Origin of the sequence: Allomesorhizobium camelthorni (genome assembly GCF_011045125.1) — a bacterium.
In the GTDB taxonomy this organism is placed as follows: domain Bacteria; phylum Pseudomonadota; class Alphaproteobacteria; order Rhizobiales; family Rhizobiaceae; genus Allomesorhizobium; species Allomesorhizobium camelthorni.
This window is the reverse complement of the sequence record NZ_JAAKZF010000113.1, coordinates 1-11,920: the sequence shown is the minus strand read 5'-3', so window position 1 is coordinate 11,920 and position 11,920 is coordinate 1. Positions and strand designations below refer to the sequence as shown.

General features: G+C 64.1%; 11 protein-coding genes and 2 pseudogenes. 5 read left to right on the top strand and 8 right to left on the bottom strand.

The genetic code is table 11. From position 1 onward, the window contains the following. The 3 genes from G6N73_RS32135 to G6N73_RS32125 form a co-directional block, all read left to right on the top strand. Positions 1 to 961 (top strand): IS1595 family transposase (locus G6N73_RS32135; RefSeq protein ID WP_165033980.1); only part of this gene is annotated, 961 nt, incomplete at its 5' end. A 186-nt stretch (positions 962 to 1,147) separates the two neighbouring features. Beyond that, the gene (locus G6N73_RS32130; RefSeq protein WP_343044824.1) at positions 1,148 to 1,378 is read left to right on the top strand and encodes a hypothetical protein; all 231 of its coding nucleotides are present in this window, start codon (positions 1,148 to 1,150) and stop codon (positions 1,376 to 1,378) included. Positions 1,379 to 1,547: 169 nt separating this feature from the next. After that, complete coding sequence (locus tag G6N73_RS32125; protein WP_165033978.1) at positions 1,548 to 2,447, top strand: dihydrodipicolinate synthase family protein; 900 nt, start codon at positions 1,548 to 1,550, stop codon at positions 2,445 to 2,447. A gap of 378 nt (positions 2,448 to 2,825) precedes the next feature. Here G6N73_RS32125 and G6N73_RS32120 read toward each other — a convergent pair whose 3' ends face one another. The 3 genes and pseudogenes from G6N73_RS32120 to G6N73_RS32110 form a co-directional block, all read right to left on the bottom strand. Next, complete coding sequence (locus G6N73_RS32120; protein ID WP_165033977.1) at positions 2,826 to 3,200, bottom strand: c-type cytochrome; 375 nt, start codon at positions 3,198 to 3,200, stop codon at positions 2,826 to 2,828. After that, on the bottom strand, positions 3,197 to 5,434 hold the full coding sequence (locus G6N73_RS32115; protein WP_165033976.1) for a xanthine dehydrogenase family protein molybdopterin-binding subunit: 2,238 nt from the start codon (positions 5,432 to 5,434) through the stop codon (positions 3,197 to 3,199). The genes G6N73_RS32120 and G6N73_RS32115 overlap by 4 nt, the downstream gene beginning before the upstream one ends. Before the next feature lie 10 nt (positions 5,435 to 5,444). Continuing rightward, positions 5,445 to 5,681, bottom strand: a pseudogene (locus tag G6N73_RS32110) ((2Fe-2S)-binding protein); the annotation flags it as partial. Between G6N73_RS32110 and G6N73_RS32105 the strand changes: the two are divergent. Further along, positions 5,679 to 6,272, top strand: a pseudogene (locus tag G6N73_RS32105) (MFS transporter); the annotation flags it as partial. The pseudogenes G6N73_RS32110 and G6N73_RS32105 overlap by 3 nt on opposite strands. A 27-nt stretch (positions 6,273 to 6,299) precedes the next feature. Here the strand turns inward: G6N73_RS32105 and G6N73_RS32100 are convergent. The 5 genes from G6N73_RS32100 to G6N73_RS32080 all read right to left on the bottom strand — a co-directional run bounded on the left by G6N73_RS32100 (position 6,300) and on the right by G6N73_RS32080 (position 10,999). Continuing rightward, positions 6,300 to 7,223, bottom strand: a complete 924-nt coding sequence (locus tag G6N73_RS32100; protein WP_246252746.1) for a branched-chain amino acid ABC transporter permease — start codon at positions 7,221 to 7,223, stop codon at positions 6,300 to 6,302. Positions 7,224 to 7,282: 59 nt separating this feature from the next. Next, entirely contained in the window at positions 7,283 to 8,170 is an 888-nt protein-coding gene (locus G6N73_RS32095; protein ID WP_165033974.1) for a branched-chain amino acid ABC transporter permease, read from the bottom strand. An 81-nt stretch (positions 8,171 to 8,251) separates the two neighbouring features. Then, on the bottom strand, positions 8,252 to 9,445 hold the full coding sequence (locus G6N73_RS32090; protein ID WP_165033973.1) for an ABC transporter substrate-binding protein: 1,194 nt from the start codon (positions 9,443 to 9,445) through the stop codon (positions 8,252 to 8,254). A gap of 44 nt (positions 9,446 to 9,489) precedes the next feature. Next, entirely contained in the window at positions 9,490 to 10,236 is a 747-nt protein-coding gene (locus G6N73_RS32085) for an ABC transporter ATP-binding protein (protein ID WP_165033972.1), read from the bottom strand. After that, positions 10,229 to 10,999 carry an ABC transporter ATP-binding protein gene (locus tag G6N73_RS32080; protein ID WP_165033971.1) on the bottom strand — a complete coding sequence of 257 codons (771 nt, stop codon included), beginning with the start codon at positions 10,997 to 10,999 and terminating at the stop codon, positions 10,229 to 10,231. Before G6N73_RS32080 ends, G6N73_RS32085 begins: the two co-directional genes overlap by 8 nt. A gap of 158 nt (positions 11,000 to 11,157) precedes the next feature. Here G6N73_RS32080 and G6N73_RS32075 point away from each other — a divergent pair, with 158 nt between their 5' ends. Further along, a complete protein-coding gene (locus G6N73_RS32075) occupies positions 11,158 to 11,901 on the top strand; it encodes an IclR family transcriptional regulator (RefSeq protein ID WP_165033970.1) in 744 nt (247 codons plus the stop codon). Positions 11,902 to 11,920: the final 19 nt, after the last annotated feature.

Sequence of the window (11,920 nt, the reverse complement as noted above, 5' to 3'; positions counted from 1 at the left end):
TGGTTACAAGCGTTCGATCGCGCTTGCTGGCCGCGATACAGGCAAGCGGCGTGCGCGGCCGGGTCTTTATCAATGTTCCAATGGCGCTTGCCGGTTCCAGTTCACAGTGACGACCCATACCCCGCTGCATTCGACCAAGCTGCCCTTGCGTGTTTGGCTGAAAGCCATGTGGCTGATGCTCCAGTCGGACAAGGGCTTGTCCTCGGTCCGGCTCGCCGAGATCCTTGGCGTGAGCCAACCGACGGCCTGGCGCATGGGTCACGCCCTGCGGCTGATGGTGGCGCGGGAAAACATGCTCGACGGCACCGTTGAGATCGACCATTTCCATCTCGGGGGAAGTCCCCGAAAGCGGCCGGATGACCCACCTCCAGGACGGGGCCGGAAAGGTCAGGCGAATACGGAGAAAGCGCCGGTCATGGCGATGGTGCAGCGGCCGACCGAGGTCACGCCCGGCGCTCCGGCCGGTGACGCACGGGCCGCGGTCGTGACCGGTCTTTCATTGCGTGCTGCCGAACGTGCGATTGAAACACAGATCGAAACCCACGCGCATTTGATGAGTGATGAGGCGAAGGCCTTCATGGCCATAGGCGAGAGTTTTGCCAAGCATGAGACCGTGAAGCATTCCAGCCGCGAATATGTTCGCGACACCGTTCACGTCAATTCGGTGGAGGGTTTCAATTCCCGGGTCCGGCGGACCATCGCCGGCGTCTTCCACCACATCAGCCCACAACACGCCGATCTCTATTTCCATGAAATCGGCTTCCGCTGGTCTCAGCGCGTCGTGTCTGGAAGCGCCGTTCGGAAAACTCGGCACGGCCGGGAAATCATGCGAACGCTCTGGTCACGGGTGCCGCCAGCGCTGCAACTGCCGACTGTCTTTCGCGCCGCCACGGGACGTCAGATGCGCCGAAGCCCCGATGGTGGCATCACCATCAAATCGGCCGTAGCTGTCTTTGGTTGATAAAAGCCGCGTTGTTTAGCGGGAAACCAACGCTACGCCCTCAGGAAGGACAGTGGGAGCAAAACGAGCGCTGAGACAGCGGCAAATCTGGGAAATCCCCGCTGACGGGCATCTGCCGTCTTTCGGTATCGGTCAAGCCGCCAATCTGTGCTAACCCGCCACCGAAACAACCAAAGGAGTACAACCGTGAGCGAGCCGACCGTATCGGAGGCAACCGACAGCATCTATGCATCGCTCCAATCAAACAATGCCGACATCGACGTACATATAGCGACCCTCAAGGCAGCGCTGATACGGGAGGGCATGAAAGAGGCAGTGTTCGATCCGACCAGGCTAGCACAGAACAACCGTTCGGGCCGCAAGCTGATGCAGGCATATTTTCGGCAGCGCGGTGTGAGCGTGAAGTGTTCCGCCTAGTAAAGCCGCCCGGGTGCGTGAATTAGTGCTCACGGCAGCGGGTGACCACATGTTCGGAAGTGTTCGTCTAGCGCTTTCGTGCAAAGAGCGGCAATGATGGCTTTGCGCCGATCAGCTTCGATTGAGAGTTTGAAGACGGCGACGAAACGAAGGATTGCGGGAAAAGACCATGACAACAGGCACCCCGTTCCGAGGTCTGTCAGCCTTCCCGCTCACGCCGGCGGACGAACACGGCCGCGTCGACACCGAGACGCTCGCGCGCCTCGTGGAGCGGCTATGCGAGGCAGGTGTCGACTCGATCGGCCTTCTCGGATCGACGGGCATCTATGCCTACCTCTCGCGCGAGGAGCGGCGGCGTGCCGTCGAGGCCGCAAGCGAATGCGGGCGCGGGCGCGTGCCGCTCGTCGTCGGAGTGGGCACGCTGCGGACCGACCATGCGGTGGATCTCGCGCGGGACGCCGAGGCCGCGGGTGCCGACGCGCTCCTGATGGCGCCGGTCTCCTACACGCCGTTGACGCAGGACGAGGCCTACGAGCATTACCACGCGGTGACGGGCGCCTCGGGCCTGCCGCTATGCATCTACAACAATCCGGGCACGACGCACTTCACCTTCGGCATCGACCTGCTAGCGCGGCTGTCACGTCTCCCGACGATCCGGGCTGTGAAGATGCCCCTTCCGGCAGGCGGTGATTTCGCAGGCGAGCTGGCGAGCCTGCGCGGCCGCACGCAGCTCGCTGTCGGCTACAGCGGCGACTGGGGCACGGCCGATGCAATGCTGGCGGGGGCGGACGCTTTCTACAGTGTCCTCGGCGGCACACTGCCGCGACTGGTTCTGGCGCTGGTTCGTGCCGCCCAGGCTGGTGACGCGGAAGAGGCAAGGCGGCTCGACGGGGTCCTCCAGCCGCTCTGGGACACCTTCAAGACCTATGGCAGCTTGCGCGTGATGTACGCGATTCTCGATGTTGCCGGACTTGGGCGAGCGGAACCACCTCGTCCGATCCTCTCACTCAAAGCAGAGGCGCGCAAGCAAGTGCTGGCCGCGGTGGAACCCCTTCTGGCCTCTGGATGATGTAAAGTTCCTCCACCGCTAAGATCTGCGGCCTATGGGCCGGAGGGCAGATGTCGCGACACGAGTAGCCGTAGCGGGTCGGAGAATGGCTGCTTCCGAAGCCAAGCCGCATAAAGCTGCCGGTCCGGAACGGCCCGGTCGAGACGTAGAACGCTCCATCGCGGTATTAATCCGAGCCGATGCCCCGGCAGGCTCGGTCGCGTCCTTGCCGATCACGGCTCCGACCCTTCGCACTGAAGCTCTATGGTACCGCCGCGCCCGACGTCTATGGCACGCGCTCCGTCGGGCGCCATCGGCAGTGGTCGGGCGGACAAGCCGCAAACGCGCCGCGCCGTCCGGTTCGCCGGCAGGACGGCGCGAAGTAAGCCTTGCGCCGCGTTACGGGTTACTGAGGAACGCGATGATGGCTACCCGCTCATCAGCGTTGTTGAAGCGTTGGACCATGCGAGTGCCCCGAACCATCGCGGTCGGATTGGTGAGATAGGTTTCCAGCGTGTCGGCTGTCCAATTGATGCCGGAGTCGCGCAGGGCCGGCGAGTAGTTGAACCCTTCGACGCTGCCGGCGGCGCGGCCGACCACTCCCTGCAAATGAGGCCCGGCGCCGTTGCGGGTCGTCGCGATCTGGTGGCAGGCGCCACAGCGCTGCTGGAACAGGCGCTCTCCTGGAGCGGCATCCGCTTCCTGGGCAACGGATGCGCCCGTTGCCCAGGCCGCCGCGATCACCATCGAGGCGACTAATACGATGTTCCTCATCCTTCCATCCCCTTCAGGTCGAGCTTCGAGAGCGGCAGGCTGCGGATGCGCTGGCCCGTGAGCACCGAGGCGGCATTGACGACCGCCGGCGGCACGCCCGGCAGGCCGGGCTCGCCGATCCCGCCCATCGGCGAGCCGCTCTCCACGATGCGAACATGAACGCGCGGCATGCGGTCGGGCGGCAGGATGGGATAGCCGTCGAAGTTGCGTGCCTGAGGCATGCCGTCGACATAGACGACTTCTTCCAGGAGCGCCGAGGACAGGCCTAGGGCGACTGCCGAGTTCACCTGCGCCTCGATGATGGCCGGATTGACGATGCTGCCTGGATCGATCGCCACCCAGACGTCGTGAACCACGACCCCGCCATCCCTGAGCGACACTTCGGCGATCGTCGCGACCTCGCTGCCGAATGGCGAGGCCATGGCGACGCCCCTTGCACGCCGCATGCCATCCTCCGCGGTGAATGGACCGCGCTTCCACCCGCCGGAGAGATCCACGACCGCCTGAAGGAGATTGCTGTGCCGCGGGCTGTCCGCCAGAAGCTGCATCCGCAGTTCATAGGGGTCCTGCTGGCCCGCATCGGCCATCTCGTCGAAGAACGTCTCGTAGAAGAAATCATTCATCGAATGGCCGACCGAGCGCCAGAAGCCGATGATCGCCGGGTCGTCCACGTGGATCTGCGCCACACGCCTGTTCTCGATCGCATAGATCTTCCCGGCAATGCCCTCGACTGCCGAACTGTCGACCTTGTCCGGCTGGCGGCCGAACCAGCGACCGGTTGGCCCCTCGCACACGGCGACCGCATCCAGGGCGACCGGCACACCGTTCGCATCGAGGCCGGCTCGGAAGCGCACCGCGCTCATCGGCCGCAGCGTGTCGCGCAGGAATTCCTCTTCGCGGCTCCATACGAGCTTGACGGGTTGCCCCGCCGCCCTGGCAAGCAGGATAGCCTGCGGGAACGGATTGGCTGACTGATAGAGGAAATGCCGGCCGAAGAAGCCGCCGAGCATTGGGGAATGGATGATAACCTTGTCCGGCTCGATGCCCGCGACTTTCGCAGCGTCAGCCTGGAACATCTCCGGCGCCTGGTTGGGGATCCACAGCTCAAGCGTGCCGTCCTCGTTCCAGCGCGCGATCGCCGACGGCGGCTCGAGTTGTCCGTGCACGAGATACGGCGCATCATAGGTGGCCTCCACGACTCGCGCCGCGCCTGCAAGGGCACCCGCGGCGTCACCTTCCTGCTCAAAGGCGATGCCATCGCCCGGCGTCGTCTTCAGCATCTTCTTGTGCGCGTCCGACGAGAAATCGGCTGGCATGGCGTGAGGCGTTCCCCCAGCAGGTTCCGACCAGGTGACCTCAAGGGCTTCGACGGCCCGGCGCGCCCGCCACCAACTGTCCGCCAAAACTGCTACCGCGCCGGGCAGCCGGTGGATGGAATGCACGCCCGGCATGGCCTGGACTTCGCCCTCATTTGCCAGCGCGCCCGGTTCGCCGCCGAGGCGCGGGCTGTGCTGGACAGCGGCGTGGAGCATGTTGTCAACCTTGAGGTCGATTGCGTAGTGCGCGCGACCTGTGGACTTGTCTCGTGCGTCGAGCCTTGCGACCGGCTTGCCGATCCAGCGGAAGTCGGCACGGTCACCCAGCGCGACATCAGTTGGCACCGGTAACTCAGCCGCAGCATCGGCGACTTCTCCGTAAGCCAGCGACTGCCCGCTTGCCGCATGGATCACGCGGCCCGGTTCGGTCGACAGCTCCGACAGCGGCACGCCGAGCCGTTCAGCCGCTGCCTGAAGCAGCATCTGCCGCGCCGAGGCGCCGAGCTTGCGCATGATCTCGTAGCTCATGCGCACCGACATGCTGCCGCCGGTGAAGCGGCCACCGCCGGTCAAAAGATAGTCGGGACCGGGAGGGGCGCCTTCGACCGTGAAGTTCGTCGGGTCGACATCCAGCTCTTCGCCGACGATCTGCGCCATGGCGGTGAAGATACCCTGCCCGCCTTCGATGAAGGCGCTGCGAAACAGCACGGTGCTGTCGGGGCGGATTTCCAGGAAGGCGTTGACGCGCGTGCCGGGCGTCACGGCAGCAGCGGCCTGCGCCCGGGCGCGTCCGACCGGCACCGCGACCGAAAGAACCAGTGCTGCAGCACCGCCGAGGAAGCCGCGACGCGAGACATTGAGCGGTCCGTCTTTGCCGCGAGTGGACGAGCGGCCGTGAATGGGAGTCATGTCGTTCATGGACTTCTCCTCAAGCCTGCGCGGCCTGCCGGACGGCAGCCGAGATCGCGTTGTAGGTGCCGCAGCGGCAGAGATTCACCATCGCGCCGGCGATGTCGTCCTCGGTCGGCTGCGGCGTCTGCTTGAGGAGCGCCGTCGCAGCCATCACCTGGCCGGACTGGCAGTAGCCGCATTGCGGGACTTGATGGGCGACCCACGCCTCGACCACCTTCCTGCCCTCGGCATCCTGCTCGATGGCCTCGATCGTCTCGTATCCGAAGACCTCGTCCCCAAGGGCCTTGCCATGCTAAACGCAGGTAATGCGATCGCGGCGACGATCGCCGCCCCGCTGGGCAGTTTTCTCGGAGCCTATGTCGGATGGCGTGGCGCTTTCTTCCTCGTCGTGCCTCTCGGCCTGCTGGCAATCGTCTGGCAGTGGATCAGCCTTCCTTCACTCCCGCCGCGCGGAAGGAGTGCGTCCGGCAACGTGCTTGTGCTGCTCGGCCGCCGCCCGATCGCGCTCGGCATGGCTTCCATCCTGATGCTCTTCATGGGACAGTTCGCGCTCTTCACCTATCTGCGTCCATTCCTGGAGGGCGTGACCCACGTGAACATCACGGTGCTCTCGGTCATGCTGTTGGTCATGGGTCTGGCGGGCGTTGCGGGCACCTGGTGGATCGGCCTGTTGCTGCGAACCCGATTGTTCGGCATCCTGGTCGTAATCCCGCTCGTGATGGCTGTTCTCGCCGTGGGGCTCATCGCGTTCGGAGCGATACCGGTCCCGGTCACGTTTCTGCTCGTTGCCTGGGGTTTCTTCGGCACTGCCGCGCCTGTCGGCTGGGGCACGTGGCTCAGCCGTACAAGATGTTCCTCGGTGAGTTGGCGTTCAAAGTGGCTTCTTGAGCCATTTGGACAAAACCCCGATGATGCCCTCGCGAAACAAAAGGACGCTGATGACAAAGATCACGCCTTGGATGACGGTCACCCATGCGCCAAAGGTCGCAAGGTAATTCTGCATCGCGACAATGATCGCCGCCCCCACGATTGGACCGAACACGGTGCCCATGCCACCGAGAAGTGTCATCAGCACGACCTCGCCGGACATCGTCCAGTAGACGTCGGTCAAGGATGCGAGCTGGAACACGATCGCCTTGGTTGCGCCGGCAAGGCCTGCGAGCGCGGCCGACAGGACGAACACCGCGAGCTTGTAGCGGTCGACGCGGTAGCCGAGCGAGACCGAGCGCGGCTCGTTGTCGCGAATGGCCTTCAGCACCTGGCCGAACGGCGAATGGATGATGCGGTAGATGATCAGCAGCCCGGCGAAGACGACCGCGAGTACGAAGAAATAGAGGTTGCGGTCAGGCGCCATCGAGATCAGGCCGAAGAGATGGCCGCGCGGCACCGACTGGATGCCGTCCTCGCCGCCGGTGAAGGGCGCCTGCACGGAGAAGAAGAACACCATCTGGGCGAAGGCCAGCGTCACCATGGCGAAGTAGATGCCTTGCCGGCGGATCGCGAGCGAACCGATCGCGAGGCCGAGCACGGCCGCCGCGAGCGTTCCGGTCAGGATCGAGAGTTCCGGGGTCAGGCCCCAGACCTTGGCCGCATGGGCCGAGACGTAGCTCGCGCTGCCGAAATAGGCGGCATGGCCGAAGGACAGGAGCCCGCCGAAGCCGAGCAGCAGGTTGAAGGCGCAGGCAAAGAGCGCGAAGCAGAGCACCTTCATCAGGAAGACGGGATAAAGCACGTAGGGCGCCACGAGGGCGAGCGCCAAAAAGCCGAGGAAGATCAGCTTGTGGTGCGTCGGCATGCCGATCGCGCCGGGGCGGCCGACGGCGGGCAGGTCGAGCGTGTGCGTGTTGGCGGCCATCAGGCGGCCCTCCCGAAAAGCCCGGCGGGCTTGACGAGCAGCACGATCGCCATGATGACGAAGATCACGACGGCGGAGCCCTCGGGGTAGAAGACGCGGGTCAGCCCCTCGATGAGCCCGAGGCCGAAGCCGGTGACGATCGAGCCGAGGATAGATCCCATGCCGCCGATGACCACCACGGCGAAGACGACGATGATGAGATCAGCGCCCATGTTCGGGTTGACCGCATAAATCGGCGCGGCAAGCACGCCGGCGAACGCCGCGAGCGCGACGCCGAAACCGTAGGTGAGCGTGATGAGCCGAGGGACGTTGATGCCGAAGGCGCCGACCATGGTCGGGTTCTCCGTCGCGGCGCGGAGATAGGCCCCGAGCCGCGTCTTCTCGATGACGAACCATGTGCCGAGGCAGACGACGAGCGAGACGAGGACGACCCAGCCGCGATAGTTGGGCAGGAACATGAAGCCGAGATTCTGCCCGCCGGCAAGCTGGCTCGGCATGCCGTAGGGCAGGCCGGAAATGCCGTACTGGTTGCGGAAGAGGCCGGTGATGATGAGCGCGAGGCCGAAGGTCAAAAGCAACCCGTAGAGATGGTCGAGATGGTAGAGGCGCGAAATGAGCAGCCGCTCGATGACGACGCCCGTCGCGCCGACGATGACCGGCACGAGGATCAGCGCGCCCCAATAGGGGATGCCGAGGTAGTTGAGCAGCATCCAGGCGACGAAGGCGCCCATCATGTATTGCGCGCCATGCGTGAAGTTGATGATGTTCAGGAGCCCGAAGATGATCGCCAGTCCGAGGCTTAGCATCGCGTAGAAGGAGCCGTTGATGAGGCCGAGCAGAAGCTGGCCGAACAGGGCCTGCGGCGGGATGCCGAGGAGATCGAACATGGCGGGCGATCCTGGTCGTTGGACGTGAACGATGGAAACGAAGGACGCGCCGGCGGACCCGCGCGTCCTTCGGTCAACCCGTCATTTGACGAGCGGGCAGCCGCCGTCGGTCAGCGGACGGAACGCCTTGTCGGCGGGAATCGTGGCGACGGTCTCGTAAAGGTCCCATTCGCCCTTCGACTGGTCCGGCTTCTTCACGCGGAAGAGGTACATTTCGTGTACCTTGCGGCCGTCGGCGCGCACCACGCCCTTGCCGAACAGCGGATCGTCCGTCGGCATTTCCTTCATCTTGGCCATGACGGCGGCCGGATCCTTGCCTCCGGCCGCTTCCACGGCCTTCAGGTAGTGCAGCACGGCTGCATAGACGCCGGCCTGGATCATGCTTGGCTTCTTGCCGGTCTTGTCCTCGAACTTGGCCGACCATGCGCGGGTCTGGTCGTTGAGATCCCAGTAGAAGCTCTCGGTGAGCACGAGGCCCTGCGCAACGTCGAGGCCGAGCGCATGGACGTCGTTGACGAACATCAGAAGCCCGGCGAGCGACTGGCCGCCCTGGGTGATGCCGAATTCCGACGCCTGCTTGATGGCGTTGATCGTATCGCCGCCGGCGTTGGCGAGGCCGATCACCTTGGCGCCGGACCCTTGAGCCTGCAGCAGAAACGAGGAGAAGTCCTGACCGGGGAACGGGTGGCGCACCGTGTCGAGAACCTTGCCGCCCGCGGCCTCGACGACCGCTGCCGTGTCGCGCTCGAGCGCGTGGCCGAAGGCGTAGTCGGCGGTTAGGAAGAACCAGGTGTCACCGCCGGCCGCAACCATCGCACTTCCGGTACCGTTGGCGAGTGCCCACGTATCATAGGTCCAATGGACCGTGTTGGGAGAACAGGCCTTACCAGTCAGGTCCGAGGAGGCGGCGCCCGAAACCAGGAAAATCTTGTTTTTCTCCTTGGTGATGTCGTTGACCGCGAGGGCCACCGACGAAGTCGGCACGTCGGCGATCACGTCGACGCCTTCGGTGTCGTACCACTGGCGCGCGATGTTGGAGCCCACGTCCGGCTTGTTTTGATGGTCGGCCGAGACGATCTCGACAGCGATGCCCTTGTCCTTGCCGAAATCGTCCGCCGCCATCTGCGCGGCGACGACCGATCCTTCGCCGGAAATGTCGGCATAGATGCCCGACCGGTCGTTGAGGACGCCGATCTTGATCGCCGTCTGGGCATACGCTGCGCCGGCCATCAGCAGGCCCGCGAGAGATGCGAGAATGAATCCTGTCTTCCTCATTGATATCTCCTCCGATTGCGGCGCACCGCGCCATTGATGATAGTTCAGACGCCCAGATAGGCGTGCAGCTTGTCGATGTTGGCATTGAGTTCGCCGTTGGGGATCGTGTCGATCACGCGCCCCTGTTCCACCACGTAGTGTCGGTCCGCGACCGACGCCGCGAAGTGGAAATTCTGTTCGACGAGCACGATGGTGAAGCCTTCGTCCTTGAGCCGCGCGATCGTGCGCCCGATCTGCTGGACGATGACGGGCGCCAGCCCCTCGGTCGGTTCATCGAGCAGCAAGAGCCGCGCGCCGGTGCGCAGGATGCGGCCGATCGCCAGCATCTGCTGTTCGCCGCCGGAAAGCTTGGTGCCCTGGCTCGACAGGCGTTCCTTCAGGTTGGGAAAGAGTTCGAAGACCTGCGCGACACTGAGCCCACCGGGCCGCACCTCGGGCGGCAACATCAAATTCTCCTCGACCGAAAGGCTGGAGAAGATCGCGCGTTCCTCCGGGCAATAGGCGATGCCCATCCGCGCGATCGCGCGCGACGGCAGCCTGATCGTCTCCCGTCCGCCGAAGGCGACGGAGCCCGAGCGCTTGGAGAGGATCCCCATCACTGCCTTGAGCGTCGTCGTCTTGCCCGCCCCGTTGCGGCCAAGCAGCGTCACGACCTCGCCTTCGCCGACCTCGAAATTCACCCCGTGCAGGACATGGCTTTCGCCGTACCAGCCTTGCAGGCCTTCGACCCTCAGAAGCGGCGTGACGGCGGGCGGCGCCGCCGGCTTGGCCGCGAGTGCTGCGTCAGCCATGACCGGCTCCGGTATAAACTTCTCCAATATAGGCCTCGATCACGCGCGGGTCCTTCGAGACGGCGGCATAATCGCCTTCGGCGAGCACCTGGCCGCGCGCAAGAACGGTTATGCGGTCCGACAGCGACGCCACGACCGACAAATTGTGCTCGACCATCAGGATGGTGCGGTTCTTGGAGATGCGCCCGATAAGGCCGGAAATGCGCTCGATGTCCTCCTGCGCCATGCCGGCCATGGGTTCATCGAGAAGCAGCATGTCCGGGTTGAGCGCCAGCGTCGTTGCGATCTCCAGCGCCCGTTTCCGGCCGTAAGGAAGCTCGACGGCCAGCGCGTCGGCGAATTCGGCAAGTCCGACTTCATCGAGCAATTCCAGGGCCCGGCCGTTCAGCGTCGACAGCACGCGTTCTGACCGCCAGAAATCGAAGCTGTCGCCGCGCTGACGCTGGAGCGCGATACGCACATTCTCGAGCGCGGTCATGTGCGGGAATACGGCGGAAATCTGGAACGATCGCACGAGCCCCAGCCGCGCGATGTCGGCGGGCTGCATGGCGGAAATGTCGCGACCGTTGTAGACTATCGTTCCGCGCGTCGGCTGCAGGAATTTGGTCAGGAGATTGAAGCACGTGGTCTTTCCGGCGCCGTTGGGGCCGATGAGGGCGTGAATGGCTCCGCGGGCGACCTTCAGGTCGACATTGTTGACAGCAAGGAATCCCTTGAATTCCTTGGTCAGGCCGGCGGCAGACAGGATCACGTCCTCAGCCATTGTCCTCCCAATGCGTTTGTTCTTTCCTCCGGGTCTTTGCCCGGTTGACCAAACGCTACTCGGGCCCGTCTGGCGAGTCAAATATCTTTCATTGCAGAGCAAAGAAGTTCATGTATATGAACAGAGGAAGGCATGCACGCGACTTCAGGGAGGAAGGCATGCGGGTGAAGCAGGTCGAAAATCTGCTCGACCTATTTGAGATCTATGCGCGGAACAAAGCGCCCCTGACCCTAACCGCGCTTTCCAAGGTGCTGGGCATGCCGAAATCCAGCACCTTTAACCTCATCGACACGCTGGTCGTCCGCGGCTTCCTGTACGAGACCAAAGCGAGGGGCGGATTCTATCCGACCCGGCGCCTGCTCGATCTGGCGCGCTCGGTGATGGAAGGAGACCCGTTTCTCGAGAGAATTCACGGGGAACTGGAGGCGCTTGCCAAGAGCACCGGCGAGACGGCCCTTCTGTCCGCGCGGGATAACGACCATGTGATCTATGTCGATGTCGTGGAGTCGCCGGCGCTCATCCGCTATTCTGCGAAGGTGGGCGACAGGCGCCCGATGCACACGACGTCAAGCGGCAAGGCGATTCTCACCACCTATCCCCCGGACGAGCGCGAGCGAATCCTGCGTTCGCTGACCTACGTCGCTCATCAGACGACCACGAAGACGACGTCCAAGGAACTAGCCGCGAACCTGGAGGAGGCGATCGCGCGTGGCTGGTGCGAGGACCACGCAGAAACCACGCCGGACGTGATGGGACTTGGCGTGCCAATCCTGGATGGCGAAAGGCGTTTCGGACTTGCTGTGGCCGGCCCCCTCTATCGCATGCAGAACAGGCGCAAAGAACTCGCCGCGCTCCTACAGTCGGCGGCGAGGAGGATTAAGCAAATCGTTGGTCCTGCTTAGCTCCGGAGCTCGTCACGGC